This window comes from Dickeya ananatis (assembly GCF_019464615.1).
Lineage (GTDB): Bacteria > Pseudomonadota > Gammaproteobacteria > Enterobacterales > Enterobacteriaceae > Dickeya > Dickeya oryzae.
Genome location: NZ_CP040816.1, coordinates 2433614 through 2448227, shown reverse-complemented (window position 1 = coordinate 2448227; position 14614 = coordinate 2433614). Strand labels below are relative to the sequence as shown.

General features: G+C 56.7%; 13 protein-coding genes. 9 read left to right on the top strand and 4 right to left on the bottom strand.

Translation table 11 applies throughout. From position 1 onward, the window contains the following. The first annotated feature begins 107 nt into the window (after positions 1–107). Together FGI04_RS10855 and FGI04_RS10850 are read left to right on the top strand one after the other, a co-directional pair. Positions 108–2237 carry an alpha-galactosidase gene (locus FGI04_RS10855; RefSeq protein WP_407340133.1) on the top strand — a complete coding sequence of 710 codons (2130 nt, stop codon included), beginning with the start codon at positions 108–110 and terminating at the stop codon, positions 2235–2237. Positions 2238–2291: 54 nt separating this feature from the next. Further along, on the top strand, positions 2292–3572 hold the full coding sequence (locus FGI04_RS10850; protein ID WP_407336709.1) for an MFS transporter: 1281 nt from the start codon (positions 2292–2294) through the stop codon (positions 3570–3572). Between the two features lie 126 nt (positions 3573–3698). Here the strand turns inward: FGI04_RS10850 and FGI04_RS10845 are convergent, their stop codons facing one another. Then, complete coding sequence (locus FGI04_RS10845; RefSeq protein ID WP_342701484.1) at positions 3699–4505, bottom strand: C1 family peptidase; 807 nt, start codon at positions 4503–4505, stop codon at positions 3699–3701. A gap of 103 nt (positions 4506–4608) precedes the next feature. Here FGI04_RS10845 and FGI04_RS10840 point away from each other — a divergent pair, with 103 nt between their 5' ends. The 3 genes from FGI04_RS10840 to FGI04_RS10830 all read left to right on the top strand — a co-directional run bounded on the left by FGI04_RS10840 (position 4609) and on the right by FGI04_RS10830 (position 7218). Next, positions 4609–4785 carry a hypothetical protein gene (locus FGI04_RS10840; protein ID WP_407336708.1) on the top strand — a complete coding sequence of 59 codons (177 nt, stop codon included), beginning with the start codon at positions 4609–4611 and terminating at the stop codon, positions 4783–4785. Positions 4786–5027: 242 nt separating this feature from the next. After that, complete coding sequence (locus FGI04_RS10835; RefSeq protein ID WP_342701482.1) at positions 5028–6359, top strand: NAD(P)/FAD-dependent oxidoreductase; 1332 nt, start codon at positions 5028–5030, stop codon at positions 6357–6359. A 10-nt stretch (positions 6360–6369) separates the two neighbouring features. Continuing rightward, a complete protein-coding gene (locus FGI04_RS10830; protein ID WP_407340135.1) occupies positions 6370–7218 on the top strand; it encodes a GNAT family N-acetyltransferase in 849 nt (282 codons plus the stop codon). Between the two features lie 69 nt (positions 7219–7287). Here the strand turns inward: FGI04_RS10830 and dsbG are convergent, their stop codons facing one another. The 3 genes from dsbG to FGI04_RS10815 form a co-directional block, all read right to left on the bottom strand. Continuing rightward, positions 7288–8040 carry a thiol:disulfide interchange protein DsbG gene (gene dsbG, locus FGI04_RS10825; RefSeq protein WP_407321233.1) on the bottom strand — a complete coding sequence of 251 codons (753 nt, stop codon included), beginning with the start codon at positions 8038–8040 and terminating at the stop codon, positions 7288–7290. A gap of 173 nt (positions 8041–8213) precedes the next feature. Further along, positions 8214–9629: a GGDEF domain-containing protein gene (locus tag FGI04_RS10820; protein ID WP_407321234.1), complete on the bottom strand. Its 1416-nt coding sequence runs from the start codon at positions 9627–9629 to the stop codon at positions 8214–8216. Positions 9630–9995: 366 nt separating this feature from the next. Then, positions 9996–10790, bottom strand: coding sequence for a DUF2076 domain-containing protein (locus tag FGI04_RS10815; protein ID WP_407273656.1), 795 nt, complete (start codon positions 10788–10790; stop codon positions 9996–9998). 415 nt (positions 10791–11205) lie between these two features. Here FGI04_RS10815 and FGI04_RS10810 point away from each other — a divergent pair, with 415 nt between their 5' ends. The 4 genes from FGI04_RS10810 to FGI04_RS10795 are packed head-to-tail and all read left to right on the top strand — an operon-like array spanning position 11206 to position 14532. Then, positions 11206–12240: an isopenicillin N synthase family dioxygenase gene (locus FGI04_RS10810; protein WP_407336707.1), complete on the top strand. Its 1035-nt coding sequence runs from the start codon at positions 11206–11208 to the stop codon at positions 12238–12240. A 34-nt stretch (positions 12241–12274) separates the two neighbouring features. Next, positions 12275–13081: a MetQ/NlpA family ABC transporter substrate-binding protein gene (locus FGI04_RS10805; RefSeq protein WP_407321236.1), complete on the top strand. Its 807-nt coding sequence runs from the start codon at positions 12275–12277 to the stop codon at positions 13079–13081. 3 nt (positions 13082–13084) lie between these two features. After that, the gene (locus FGI04_RS10800; RefSeq protein ID WP_342701475.1) at positions 13085–13876 is read left to right on the top strand and encodes a methionine ABC transporter ATP-binding protein; all 792 of its coding nucleotides are present in this window, start codon (positions 13085–13087) and stop codon (positions 13874–13876) included. After that, positions 13861–14532, top strand: coding sequence for a methionine ABC transporter permease (locus FGI04_RS10795; protein ID WP_342701474.1), 672 nt, complete (start codon positions 13861–13863; stop codon positions 14530–14532). The genes FGI04_RS10800 and FGI04_RS10795 overlap by 16 nt, the downstream gene beginning before the upstream one ends. Positions 14533–14614: the final 82 nt, after the last annotated feature.

Here is a 14614-nt window from a genome sequence, read left to right as displayed (position 1 = left end):
GTTGCTGCGTTCGTTTTTTAACCCGATCACAAAACCGAAACGTTTCGGTTTTTATCCGAAACGTTTCGGAATACAACTAGTCTCATCAACCATTCAGGAGGATGAGGATGGAAACGACGCTAATTCGTTTGACCAGTTCGGTGACGGATGTGATTGTGCGCTGCCGACCGGCGGCAGAAATACTGTATTGGGGGCCGCATCTGGAGACGTTTTCGCCACAGGATGTGCAGAGTCTGTCACGGCCGGTGGCGAACGGCCGACTGGATGTGGACGTACCGGTGACACTGGCGGCGGAAACCGGGCGTGGTTTATTTGGCTCGCCGGGCGTTGAAGGGCATCGCAACGGTCTTGACGCCTTTGCAGTGTTGACTACCGTGGCGGTAGAACAGCCGAGTCCGCAACACCTGATCATTGAAGCAGAAGACCACGAGGCGGGCTTGCGCCTGACCAGCGAATTCAAGCTGCACGCTGACAGCGGGGTGCTGCAACTGCGTCATTGTCTGACCAACCTGCATCCGGGTGACTGGCAGGTGCAGCGGCTGGCGGTCACGCTGCCGCTGCCGGAATCGGCGGCGGAGGTGATGGCGTTTCACGGGCGCTGGGTACGGGAGTTTCAGCCGCACCGCACGCGGCTCGCGCACGGCAGTCTGGTTCAGGAAAACCGCCGTGGGCGTACCTCGCATGAGTATTTCCCGGCGATGGTGAGCGGCGAGCCGGGATTTTCCGAGCAGCAGGGACGGGTATGGGGTGCGCACCTCGGCTGGAGCGGCAACCATCGGTTGCGCGCTGAAGTGAAAACCGATGGGCGACGGCTGGTGCAGGCGGAGGCGCTGTATCTGCCCGGCGAAGTCGCGCTGGCGCAGGGTGAATCCCTGACCACGCCGTGGCTGTACGCCGCCTGCTCTGAGCAGGGGCTCAACGGTATGAGCCAACAGTTTCACCGCTTTTTGCGCCAGGAGATTATTCGATTCCCTCGTGCCTTGCCGCGCCCGGTACATCTCAATACTTGGGAAGGTATCTATTTTAAACACGACCCGGACTACATCATGCAGATGGCGACGCAGGCCGCTGCGCTGGGCGTTGAGCGTTTTATTATCGACGACGGCTGGTTTCGCGGGCGTGACCATGACCGTGCCGCCCTCGGCGACTGGTACGTGGATGCACAGAAATACCCACAAGGGCTGATGCCGGTAATAAACCATGTGCGGGCGCTGGGCATGGAGTTCGGTATCTGGGTGGAGCCGGAAATGGTCAACCCGAATTCCGATCTGTATCGCGCGCACCCGGATTGGTTGCTGGCAGTCTCTGGTTACGAGCAGCCGACCGGGCGTTATCAGTATGCGCTCGATCTGGCGAACCCTGAGGTATTCGATTATCTGTTGGCGCGCCTGAGCTGGCTGCTGGGTGAACACCCTATCGACTACGTGAAGTGGGACATGAACCGCGAGCTGGTGCAACCGGCCCACCAGGGGCGGGCGGCCGCCGATCGCCAGACGAAGGCGTTTTATCGCCTGCTCGATGTACTGGGCGAGCGTTTCCCGCAGGTGGAGTTTGAGTCCTGTGCCTCTGGCGGTGGGCGTATCGACTACGAGGTGTTGCGGCGTAGCCACCGCTTCTGGGCTTCCGACAATAACGACGCGCTGGAACGGCAGACGATTCAGCGTGGTATGAGTTACTTCTTCCCGCCTGAAGTGATGGGTGCACACATCGGTCATCACCGCTGTCACGCCACCGGGCGTCAGCACAGCATTGCCTTTCGTGGCTTGACGGCGCTGTTTGGTCACATGGGTATCGAGCTGGATCCGGTACGTGCTGACGCGCAGGAACAGGCTGGTTTTCGCCATTACGTGGCGTTGCACCGCCAGTACCGCATGCTATTACACACCGGCCGCCTGTGGCGAGTCGACATGCCGGATGCCACCACGCAGGTGCAGGGCGTCGTCAGCGAGGATAGGCGTCAGGCGCTGTTTCTGGTCGCGCAACTGGCCATGCCGGATTACGCGCTGGCCGGGGTGCTGCGTTTTCCCGGGCTGGATGCGCAGGCCCGTTATCGCTTAACCGTGGTGGACCACCCAGACCTGAAGCCGGTTATCGAAGGAGGCAGCACTATGCGCCAGTTACCGTCCTGGATGGCGGCACCGGCGCAATACAGCGGCGAATGGTTGATGAAAGCCGGGTTGCGTCTGCCTATTCTTAACCCGGAAACGGCGCTGTTACTGGAATTGGAACGTCTGTAATACAGCGGGAGAGGGCGACCTCTCCCCCGACTGGCCTTTTTTAAGGATAGATATATGGACATCAGTCAACCGACCCTACACACGACAACGCATAAACATAACCGTAATTTCTGGATTTTCGGCCTGTTCTTCTTTCTGTATTTTTTCATCATGGCAACCTGTTTCCCGTTTCTGCCGGTCTGGCTGGCGGAGGTGATCGGTCTGAACAAAACCCAGACTGGCGTGGTGTTCTCCGCCATTTCACTGTTCGCCATTCTGTTCCAGCCGTTGATAGGCGTACTGTCAGACCGGCTGGGATTGAAAAAACACCTGCTGTGGGTCATCGCCATCCTGCTGTTTTTGTTTGCGCCGTTCTTTCTGTATGTGTTTGCGCCGTTGTTAAAGGTAAATAGCCTGTTAGGGGCGGTCGCGGGCGGTGTTTACATCGGGCTGGTGTTTTCCGCAGGCTCTGCGGCGGTGGAAGCCTACATCGAGCGAGTCAGTCGCCAGAGCGGGTTTGAGTACGGTAAGGCGCGCATGTTTGGCTGCCTGGGATGGGGATTGTGTGCCTCCACCGCGGGTATCCTGTTTAACGTTAACCCGGCGCTGGTGTTTTGGATGGGGTCGGGCGCTGCGGTGCTGCTGCTCGTGTTGCTGCTGATAGCCCGACCAGAAGCTCACCCGACGGCGCAGGTGATGGACGCATTAGGTGCCAATCAGCCACAAGTCACGCTAAAAATGGCAGGCCGGGTGTTCGGCGATCGCAAACTGTGGATGTTCATCTTGTACGTGGTGGGGGTCGCCTGCGTGTACGATGTGTTTGACCAACAGTTCGCCAACTTCTTTAAATCGTTTTTCGCCACACCACAGAGGGGCAATGAAGTATTTGGTTTTGCCACCACGTTGGGCGAACTGGCAAATGCGGTCATCATGTTTTGTTCGCCGTGGATCATCAATCGCATCGGTGCTAAAAACACGCTGCTGGTGGCGGGGATTATTATGACGGTGCGTATCGTCGGGTCGGCATTTGCGACCAGCGTGGTGGAAGTGGTAACGCTGAAAATGCTGCATGCGCTGGAAGTCCCGTTCCTGCTGGTAGGGGCGTTCAAATATATCACCACCACCTTTGACACCCGGCTGTCTGCCACCATCTACCTGATTGGTTTTCAGTTCGCCAAACAATCAGCGGCGATTTTCCTGTCGGCGATGGCCGGAAATCTGTATGACCGTATTGGTTTTCAGAACACCTACCTGATTCTCGGGGCGATTGCGCTGACGGTGACGCTGATCTCTGCCTTCACGCTATCGGGTACGCGTAGCGCCCCGCAGGCGGCGTATCGAACCACGGTGTCTTAATGGCGTTCACTATCGGGTCGGCCGCCTCTGATGGCGGCCGACGTTGTCCGTACAGCTATTTGTGGCTTCGGGTAATACCGCACAGGCCGTATGGTTTATTTTTAAGAGCGCTAGCTGTTAACGGCACTAGCTTTTAACGGTATTAATAGCCCAGATATCTTGTGCCAGACGATGGTCGAGCAGATAGGCGTAGGGCATATAGAAATAGCCGTTCTCTCCCACGTTTTTCCCCCATGAATTGCGGAATTTAAAGAGCTGGGTGGCGTTGTCATACCCGACGCACAGAACGGCATGGCCGCCTTCCGGTTTATCTTTGCCGCAGGGTAGCGGTACCACCACCGGCAGGTTTTTCAGGTCCATCCAACTGGAATAGACCGTAAAACCGAACACAAATGGAAAGCCGCAGGCCAGGCAGCCTTGTAGGTGTGACAAATCCTGATGCAAGCGCTGGTAGTTGGTGATGGTGTATTTCAACGCGTCCTGATAACAGCGTTCCGGTGGCTTGGTTGCAGCCGGGGCGCCGGGAGGAAATTCACCGCCTTCTTCCTGTGCGGGGGTTGCCACATAGGGCCACTCTTCTTCCGGACAGACTCCCTGTTTATGCAGGGTTTTGATACCATCACGCAGCGTGGCACCCGCATCATACTTGACATCGCCTTCAATGGTGCGCTCGTTGTAGTAGATGAACAGCCGTGACGGTATAAAGTTAGGCCGCTCGCCAATCTTTAACCGTTCAAACTGTACCGCGCCTGCCAGCGCGTTGGCGGTACACGAGCCGATAGGACCCTGGTCGTAAACCTCAAAAGTTGGCGTCAGGTCCACTTTGGCGGGCAGCACTTTCAGCACGCTGGGGTCAGGGGTGTAGTGGTGGTCGCGAATGTCTGGGGTATCGGGAATGTAGCCCAGTCGGGATTTACGTCTTTTGCTTAACATAGTATCGCTCTCCTGATGGTAGGGTTCCTGTCCATTGTTGGCGATAGGGTTTATTCGGCTATCAGAATGGGTTGAGAGAAGATGACTGGCTGATGATCGTCTGTTGCAGGATGTGAGTGCGGCGTTATCGCGACTGGCAGCCAAGCCGCCGTCGGCGGCACAACAGGCGGTTTACGCCGGTAACGTGGTGGTGTATTTCGTTACATCCTGCCGAATGTGCATCGCCCGAGTGGACAAACCCGGTGAATACCATAACTCGCTAAATACCATAACTCGCTAAATACCATAACCCGCTAAATACCATAACCCGCTAAATACCATAACCCGGTGTTGAAGAAGTATCCGAGCAGGGGGAGGAGGGGGGATTGTGAGGCTGGCAGGCAGACAGTGACGCGGGTGCCGTTGCCGATTACGATAGGCTGCTATCAGATGTGCGATAATGTCATAAAGAAATCAGGCTATTGGTAAGCGCACTGGCGTTAGAAACACATTTCTATTCTTAGGCAATGACAGAGGAACAACATGCCTGCACCGATCAGATATGTTCAGGACAGTAGACAGTTGCCGGATCAGGCAGACGTGGTAGTGGTTGGCGCTGGTATCGCTGGCGCGGCGGCAGCCTATGAGCTGGCGAAAAAAGGCGTCAGCGTGTTGCTACTGGAAAAAGGGCTGGTGGGTGGCGAGCAATCCAGCCGCAACTGGGGATGGTGCCGACAGCAAAACCGCGATGAACGCGAATTACCACTGATCATCTACGCGTTGCGTCGCTGGGAAGAATTGCAACAGGAGACCGGTGAGGATCTGGGCTTTCACCGTTCCGGGCTGCTGTACACCACGTTGGATCAGGCGGAAATCGACGCCTGGGACAACTGGGGCAAGATGGCGAAAGCCTACGGTGTACGCAGCGATATTCTCAATGCCGAGCAGGCCAAAGCGATGACGCCAGGCAGTACCACCGCGTGGCTGGGGGGCGTGTCGTCGCCGACTGATGGTCATGCCGAACCCGCGCTGGCTTGCGCCGGGCTGGCTATCGCCGCACAACGCCTTGGCGCCAGCGTTATCCAGCAGTGCGCGGTGCGCGGGCTGGATATCAGCGGTGGACGGGTCAGCGGCGTGTGGACCGAGCGTGGCCGGGTAAAAACCTCCACAGTGATTTGTGCCGGCGGTGTCTGGAGCTCGCTGTTCTGCCGTCGTCATGGTATCGAGCTGCCGTTGGGCAACGTGATTGGTACGGCGTTTCGCACCGCACCGATCGAGCAGGTTATTAGCCTGCCGTTTTACACCGCGGGGTTTGCCTGTCGCCCGCAGTCAGACGGCAGCTATACCGTGTCGGTGTCCGGGCGCGGTCGACTGGAGCCGGGCTTCCAGAGCCTGCGTTACGCCCGACAGTTTTATCCGACTTTCCGGGCGCGGCGTAAAAATTTGTCGTTCCGTCCGGGTGTTAAACCTTTCCTGTGTGGGCCGGAATCACGGGCGGTCTGGTCATTCGACGGGGTGTCGCCGTTTGAGAAAACCCGTATTCTCGACCCGGCACCGGATATGGCGATAGTGAGCGACGGGCTGGCGGCGATGCGGCGTGAATACCCGGCGCTGGCTGCCATCCGCGCTGTACAGGCGTGGGGAGGGATGATCGACAGCACGCCGGACGCGATTCCGGTCATTTCACCGGTGGAGAGCTTGCCGGGGCTGGTGCTGTCTGCCGGGTACAGCGCGCATGGCTTCGGTATCGGGCCGGGGGCCGGTCGACTGGCGGCAGACTTGGTAACGGGAGATGCCCCGATCGTGGATCCAACCCCGTTCCGCTACGCCCGACTGGTAGACGGTTCCGGGTTAAAAGCGCCGGGCATGATGTGAGGAGCATGACATGACGATAACGTTACGCGCCATGACGGCAGCGGATGCTGACTTCGGCTGGTCGCTAACTCAGCAGACGAACTGGCCGCACCGGCTACAGGACTGGCAGGACGCGTTGCGGCTGGGGGACGGGCTGCTGGCGGAAGAAAACGGGCAACCACTGGGAACCGCAGTATGCTGGCGCTGGGGTGAGTGCTGGGCCACCATCGGCCTGGTGGTGGTGGATGAACAGCAGCAAGGGCGTGGCATCGGTCGGCGGCTGATGGAAGGGGTACTGGCTGGCCTTGAGGGATATCAGGTACGACTACACGCCACTGCGGCGGGGCAGGGGTTATATGCCCGGCTGGGATTTATGCCGGTGGGTGAAATCCATCAGTATCAATGCCCGCAGTTACCGACAATCGCTGCACCGAGTCTGGACAATGGACAGCGGCTACGAGCCGCTACACTGGCGGATGCCTCTCACCTCTCGATGCTGGATCAACAGGCTCATGGGTTGGCACGCCCGACGCTGATCACCTGGCTGTTGCGGCAGTCAACGTCGATGCAGGTGCTGGAACAGCTCGGCCGTATCGCTGGGTTTGCGGCGTTGCGACCTTTTGGCCGAGGGTATGTTATCGGCCCGGTGATTGCCGACAGCGCCGAACATGCCCGCTTGTTGATCAGTTCGTTGATGAGCGAGGTTGGCGGTGAGTTTGTTCGTATCGACACTGACGCTGCTCTCGGACTCGGGCACTGGCTGGCGGAGTGCGGGCTGCAACGGGTCGATGCGCCGGTCACTATGATCCGGGGCACACCGTGGCAGCCAGTAGCGGGTGGTATGCAGGCCTGGACACTGATGACGCAGGCGATGGCGTAATCAGGTAACGGTCCAGACACCGATGGCGCGCCACTGAGCACCCACTTTTGTACTTCCTGACGGAGCGGTTTATTTCCCCATCATGTCGGCCAGTTGCTTTTCATCGGGCAGGCCGACGACCTGTTGCAGGGCGTTGTCGGCGTTCATGTAGTAGATAGCCGGGGTAACGTTAGCACCCAGTTCTTCAAGCAACTGCTGGTTGTATTGCAGCTTTTTCACGACATCGGGCGGTGTTGCGTCCGGGAACGGTGGCACAGTTTTCCCGTTTGACAATTCAAAGTCGTGCCAGGCTTGTGCCGGGTTTTTCGCACTGAGGATGGCCGCGGCATACCGGCCGCTGTCCGGACGGATAATACCAACCAGCAATGTGCGTATCTGCACCTTGCCAGATTCTACCCAGGGTTGGGCCTTTTCCCAGAACTGCTTGCAGTAAGGGCAGAATGGGTCAGCGAATACCACGATGGTGCGTGGGGCATCGGCTTTACCTTCCGCAATCCACGGGGCGCGCTCCAGTTTTTTCCACATTTCCCGTCCGGCGGGCAGGTAGAGTTCCTTATCAATCAACTGCTCGCTCAGGTTGTTGCCTTGCGCGTCGTACATATAGCCGGAAATGGCGTGTTTACCATCTGGCGTCAGGTAAATGGTGACACCCATTTTTTGATACTCGCCCAGCCAGCCTTGTACGCCGCCGGGGGCAGAAAACGGTTTGATAATTTTAATGCCCTGCTTTTCAAGCTGTTTTACCGCGGGAGGGATGGCGGTGTCAGCCTGTGCCGATACCGCAGCGAGCAGGGCACAGAGTAGTAAATAACGGTATTTCATTGATATCTCGATGCGTTTTTTATTCGTTGAAAGCAATGTTTTGAAAACAATGTTTTGAAAGCAACCAATGCGTTGAGCGCCGTCAGGCCAAAGCGCGGCTACCGGGCGATGTCCTACCTGTGCCCTTCGGCGACGATTTTCTGGGCAGTACGGTTCTACTGGATAGTACTGTTTTACTGAATAGTACGGTTACGCCCTTCGCGTTTGGCGGTATAGAGGTTTTTATCTGCCAGCGGAAATAGCTCATGTACTGTATCCACCAGATGTTTACCCGCTACCTGCGCATGGGCAATGCCAATACTGACGGTGACCGGCACATGCTGTTGGTTGAACAGAAATACGGTGTGCTGGATGGTTTGACGCAGTTCGTCGGCCAGCCGATAAAACGCGGGTGGACTGTAGTTAAAGCACACGACGGCAAACTCTTCCCCGCCGATACGACTGACCAGCCCTTGTGCAGAAACCGTCCGTTGTATCACATTGGCGACCTGCCGCAGGATTTCATCGCCGCAGTCATGCCCGAAGCTGTCGTTGATGTTTTTGAAGTTATCGATGTCAATCAACATGATGTTGACCGCATCCTGTTGTGATTTGATGTTCTGATCGTGCGTGGACAGCGCTTCGGTAAACCCGTAGCGCGACAAGGTGTTGGTCAAAAAGTCATGGCTGGCTTGTCGCAGCAGGCGGGCGTTTAACTGGCGGATGGTTCGTGCGTTGGTTGCCATCATCAGCGGGCTGAAGATGGTGGCGGCGATGCCGATGCGCGCAATCACGACCTGATGCAGAAACATCGGGTCTTGCGGGCTATAGAGTGCGTAAACATGCTCGGCGGTCATGATTAACTCTGTCGCGCCGACGCACAAGGTGATAAGCCGAATCAACCATAGCGGGTAGACAATCGCGCACCAGGTTAATGCCGGCAAGGGAAACGCCAGGATCGCGACCGGGCCGAGCAGCGGAGCAACGCAGATAGACAGCAGCAGTAACAATAATGGCAGGGCGTCCGCCAGTTGCAGCGAAGCCGGGAGATGCAGCGGGATCCGGCTTTGCAGGGTTAACAGCAGTGGTAGAAACAGCACCGCTGTGTAGAACTGGTCGCTGAACCAATTGAGAAAATTACTGCGAAATACCGCAGCCGGAAAGGAGGGCCACGGCTGTTGCGCCAGGGCGCCGACAAAACCGCAGGCCAGTGCGGCAATCATGCAGGCGGCGAAGACATACAGTGAACTGACCATGTCGGTTTCCCGGCGTGTCAGGAACCCCGGCCAGTTGAGCAACTGGGTGAGAACGACGATAAACGCGATGTTAGCGGAGTTGATGGTCAACGCGCTCACACCCCAGCCATAGAATATCGTATCTTGCAGAATCATCGCAGCGTAGGCGACGAGGTAATACCAGGGGTTATTCAGGTATCGGCAGCGGTAAAACAAGGCCGCGATGATGATGTTAACCGGCCAGAATACCGATAAATCAATGTTGGATAACCGGGCATGTGCGCCGATATTGCAACCCACCAGCGTCACCATGAAGACATTCAAACTGTTCAGCCCAGTGCTGCCTTTTTTAAATAAAGCTACGTTCAGATGCATGCCGTCAGTCCACTTTCAGGTTTCAGAGCCTTCCCCTGGCGCTAATCGTTGTGATTCTGTCGCTATCTGGCTGCAACTGTTCACACGTAGAGCCGGTATCATACAGTGTTATTGATGATATGAAAAAAGCCCATTCAGCACTGTTTCTCTTTTATTCTATTTCTTTCAATTCGTTACGAACAAAGGTAGGCAATCAACATTGATCTGCCGTCATGGAGGTTGGCAGCTATCCAGTCGTCGCCGATTTCAGAGGGCTTAGGATAGCCTGAAACCGGCGCCAGAATAATCCATATCTGCTTATATGGCTGTCCCTTGAGTCAGCACGACGACACAAGGGACAAGCCTGATGGCGGGAAAAACGGGGTATCAGACGTAAGAATCGTCGTCGTCGTAGGAGTCGTCGGCAGAGAAATCGTCGTAGTCGTTACCCTGTGGTTCGCTGCTGACATTGCTCCACTGGTCGTTGTTGCCTGTACCGTTGAAGGTATCCAGGTTATCCGTGCTGAAATCGCGGAAATTATCGCTGGCATTGCCCAACGGATTATCGTTGATCATCGGTGTTTCATTGATGATATTGACGATCTCTTCTGGCTGTGAGCGATGGAACATGCCGGTCAGCATATCCGCCAGCACGACGCCGCCTGCCACGCCAGCCGCAGTTTGCAGCGCGCCACTCAGGAAACCACCTGCGCGGGAAGGGGCTGGCTGGGCATAACCCGGCGCTGGCTGGCCGTAACCTGCTGGCGGTGGTGTGTACCCCATCGGCTGGCCGTAACCGGCGGGTTGGCCATAGCCCGCAGGCTGCTGACCATAACCCGCCGGTTGCGAAGGCTGGGTCGGTTGCTGTGGCGCGCTGTTACGGCTGCCGCCGCCAAACAGACCGGCCAGAAAACCGCCGCTACTTTGTTGTGGGCGCGCAGCGGCTTCTTGTCTGAGCCGGCTAACCTCGGCTTCCAGTTCTTTTACGCGCTGATCCAGTTGTTTGAGCGCCGCTTCCTGAATAATCATTGCCTGCGCCATGTAGTAAGGTGCGGCAGGCTGCTGGCGAATATAGTCGTTGATTTGCTGTTCTGCCTTGAGATCCCGAGGGCCCGTGTTGGTCTCGGCTGTCTTCAGTCGGCTAAACAGACCATCAATAAGGCGTTGTTCTTCAGATTGCATAGGATTACCTCAAGAGATATTGGAGTGCAGACCGGCACACGGTGGGGCGGTTCTGCGGCTGTTTTATCACACCCTTCGCCGTCATCCTACTGTGTTCCCGCAGGCGAATACATGGATTGTCAGGTAAAGCTGCTTACAAATTTGTTACCAATTACAGCAAATCGGCGTTGATGGTTGTGCCGATTTTCGTCTTACCTTTGCCGTTATTGATATTTTACCTGCGTGGGAAAATCGGGATTAATACATTTCAGCCGTCATCTGCTATTACGGCGTGATGATGTCATGTTTGGGGTTCGTTTTACGAGCCGGTTTCCCGATTATTGACCATGAGGAATCACCATGTCCCCTTCGTCTTGTTGCGCTTGCTCCATGTTGAATGTCACGACATCTCTACATTTCATTACTGGAGTCAGCCATGAGTCACACCGAAACCTTGCCCGTACTCGATTTTTCTCTGCTTGAAGGCGATGCCCGGCAACGCGCCGATTTTCTGCAACGCCTGAATCACGCCGCACGTGAAACCGGCTTCTTTTATCTCACCCACCACGGCGTCGCGCCGGAATTGCAACAACGCGTTCAGCGCGTATCGCGTGCTTTTTTCTCTCTACCAGATGATGAAAAACAGCGTGTGGCGATGATTCGCTCTCCCCATTTTCGGGGTTACACCCTGGCTGGTGCCGAACGAACCCGCAGCGCGCCGGACTGGCGTGAGCAGTTTGATATTGGGGCAGAACGCCCGCCGCTGCGCCTGCTGTCGGGCGATCCGGCCTGGCGGCGACTGCAGGGGCCGAATCAGTGGCCTGAATCGTTACCGGCGCTGAGAAGTACACTGCTGGAATGGCAGCAAACCCTGACCCGAATTTCACTGCGGCTGTTGCGTGCTTTCGCTGAGCTTCTGGGGTTGCCGGTCACCGCGTTTGATGTGTTGTACGGCAATAAACCCAACGAGCATATCAAGTTGATTCGCTACCCCGGGCAACCGTTGGCAGATAGCCAGCAAGGGGTTGGCGCGCACAAAGACTCCGGCTTTCTGACGCTGTTGTTGCAGGATGAGCAGCCCGGTTTGCAGGTGGAACTTGAACCGGATAGTTGGGTCGACGCGCGTCCATTGCCGGGGTCGTTTGTGGTCAACATCGGCGAGTTGTTGGAACTGGCGACCGACGGCTATCTGCGCGCCACGGTGCACCGGGTAGTGTCGCCACCACCAGGTCAGGAGCGCTTATCCATCGCGTTCTTTCTTGGTGCGCAACTGGATGCGGTGGTGCCGGTATTTCCACTGTCGCCCGCGCTGGCAAAACTGGCGCGTGGACCCGCCAGCGACCCGAACAACCCGCTGCTGCGTGACGTCGGCTGGAATTACCTGAAAGGGCGCTTACGTTCCCACCCTGAGGTGGCGAAGCGCTATTACGGCGATGTATTGCAGGCACAACAGCAGGCAGAGACCGTCTGAGACGTAATAATTACCGTTAATAAGGAATAACAACATGAAAAATAATAAATTTTTTACTCTGACAGCAATGGCGTTGGCAATGGGGTTATCGGTATCGGCTCAGGCGGCTGATGCCTTGCGGGTGGCAGCGGACCCGGTGCCGCATGCAGAAATTTTGGCCCAGATTCAAAAGGCGGATCCGTCGCTGAAACTGAAGGTGGTGGAGCTCAGTGGTAACGTGAATGCCAATGAGTTACTGGCCAGCGGCGATGTTGACGCCAACTACTTCCAGCATGTGCCTTACCTGCGCGATCAGGAAAAAGCGTTGGGCAAAAAATTCGTGGTGGTAGCCACCGTGCATATCGAACCGCTGGGGATCTATTCCCGCAAATACAAATCACTTAACGAGGTGAAGGAGAATGCCACCGTGGCGGTGCCAAATAACGTCACGAACCTCAGTCGGGCACTGTACTTGCTGCAAGGGCAGGGGTTGATAAAACTTAAGGCGGGTTATAACGACCCGGCGAAAGATCAGGCGACACCGAAAGATATCGCCGACAACCCGAAAAAACTGAAGATTAAAGAGATCGAAGCGGCACAAATCCCCCGCTCGCTGGATGACGTCGACCTGGCGGTTATCAATGGTAACTACGCACTGGAAGCAGGGTTGGTTCCATCCCGTGATGCGTTGGGGTTGGAAAGCGCCAGCCATAACCCGTACGCCAACATTCTGGTGACGACACCTGCGCTGCAAGACGATCCGCGCATTAAACAACTGGCGAAGGATTTGGAGTCTAAAGCGACGGCGGATTTCATCAGCCAGCATTATAAAGGGTCGGTGATTGCGGTGGCGGGGCAATAACCCATGATTCGCATCGAACGGTTGGGAAAACGCTATCCGGGCTGTGCACAACCTGCGTTGGAGAATGTGTCGCTGACGATTCCCTCAGGGGCGGTGTACGGCATTCTCGGGCGTAGTGGTGCGGGCAAGAGTACGTTGATCCGTTGTCTCAATCTGCTGGAACGGCCCACCTCGGGCCGTATTCTGATAGATGAGTGTGATATCGCCAGTCTGTCGCCGCGTGAACTACGCCAGCAACGCCAGCGTACCGGAATGATTTTCCAGCATTTTAATTTACTGCATGCCCGCACTGTGCGGGATAACGTGGCAGTACCACTGGAAATTGCCGGGGTTGGCAAGCTCGAGCGTGAGGAACGGGTGACGGAATTGTTGGCGTTGGTGGGGTTAAGCGACAAGGCGCAGTCTTATCCATCGCAGTTGTCCGGTGGTCAGAAACAGCGGGTCGGTATTGCTCGCGCGCTGGCGGCGCGACCGCGTTATCTGCTGTGTGATGAAGCCACCAGTGCGCTTGACCCGGAGACGACCACGTCAATACTGGCATTGCTGGCGGAGATCAACCAACAACTGGGCCTGACGATAGTGCTGATTACCCATGAGTTGGAGGTGGTTAAAGCTATCTGCGACCATGCCGCGTTGCTGGAGCAAGGGCGTGTGGCGGAAAGTGGCGCGTTACGGACCTTGCTGGCGGATCCGACTTCCCGTTTGCGACATGCGCTGCTGCCGGATTTAGCCGCTGAGCGCGCGTTTCTACGGCGTCATGGCATTGAGGAGAACGGATTATGCAAAGTCGCCTGAGCTGGGACGAGTTTTTCCCGATCATGCTGAACGCGACGCTGGAAACGCTCTATATGGTAGGGTTGGCGGCGTTGTTTACCGTGCTGGTCGGTTTGCCGACCGGGGTGTTGCTGTTTATCAGTCGACGGTCCGGTGTTCTGCCGCTGCCGCGTGTCAACGCGGTGCTGGGAAGCGTAATCAACGTTGGACGCTCGCTGCCATTTGTCGTGTTGTTGATTGCCCTGATCCCGTTTACCCGCTGGGTGGTAGGCACCACGTTGGGCAGTACTGCGGCGGTAGTACCCATTGCCGTCGGCGCGTTTCCGTTCTTCGCCCGCATTGTGGAAAATGCGCTGGCCGAGGTGGATAGCGGCCGGATCGAGGCCATTGAATCGATGGGGGGCACCGTCTGGCATGTGATCACCAAAGCGCTATTGCCGGAAGCGCTGCCGTCGATTCTGGCAGGCGTAACGTTGACGGTAGTGATGCTCATCGGTTTTTCGTCAATGGCGGGGGTGATTGGCGGCGGCGGGCTGGGGGATCTGGCTATCCGCTACGGTTATCAGCGTTTTAATCAACAGGTGATGGCGGGTACGGTGATCGTACTGGTGTTGCTGGTGCAACTGGTGCAGTCGCTGGGCGACAGGCTGGTGCGTCGGCTGGCCTACCGGCGGTAATCTTTTTACCTTATCCACGATATTGTCGGCATCTAATCGATTGGCTATGAATAACCCTGAGTTCGGTAGCCGGTTTATCCAC

Excerpts from the sequence above, each read along its gene's own strand:
- FGI04_RS10855 (WP_407340133.1), top strand. The coding sequence starts at position 108 with ATGGAAACGACGCTAATTCGTTTGACCAGTTCGGTGACGGATGTGATT.
- FGI04_RS10850 (WP_407336709.1), top strand. The coding sequence starts at position 2,292 with ATGGACATCAGTCAACCGACCCTACACACGACAACGCATAAACATAAC.
- FGI04_RS10845 (WP_342701484.1), bottom strand. The coding sequence starts at position 4,505 with ATGTTAAGCAAAAGACGTAAATCCCGACTGGGCTACATTCCCGATACC.
- FGI04_RS10835 (WP_342701482.1), top strand. The coding sequence starts at position 5,028 with ATGCCTGCACCGATCAGATATGTTCAGGACAGTAGACAGTTGCCGGAT.
- FGI04_RS10830 (WP_407340135.1), top strand. The coding sequence starts at position 6,370 with ATGACGATAACGTTACGCGCCATGACGGCAGCGGATGCTGACTTCGGC.
- dsbG (WP_407321233.1), bottom strand. The coding sequence starts at position 8,040 with ATGAAATACCGTTATTTACTACTCTGTGCCCTGCTCGCTGCGGTATCG.
- FGI04_RS10820 (WP_407321234.1), bottom strand. The coding sequence starts at position 9,629 with ATGCATCTGAACGTAGCTTTATTTAAAAAAGGCAGCACTGGGCTGAAC.
- FGI04_RS10815 (WP_407273656.1), bottom strand. The coding sequence starts at position 10,790 with ATGCAATCTGAAGAACAACGCCTTATTGATGGTCTGTTTAGCCGACTG.
- FGI04_RS10810 (WP_407336707.1), top strand. The coding sequence starts at position 11,206 with ATGAGTCACACCGAAACCTTGCCCGTACTCGATTTTTCTCTGCTTGAA.
- FGI04_RS10805 (WP_407321236.1), top strand. The coding sequence starts at position 12,275 with ATGAAAAATAATAAATTTTTTACTCTGACAGCAATGGCGTTGGCAATG.
- FGI04_RS10800 (WP_342701475.1), top strand. The coding sequence starts at position 13,085 with ATGATTCGCATCGAACGGTTGGGAAAACGCTATCCGGGCTGTGCACAA.
- FGI04_RS10795 (WP_342701474.1), top strand. The coding sequence starts at position 13,861 with ATGCAAAGTCGCCTGAGCTGGGACGAGTTTTTCCCGATCATGCTGAAC.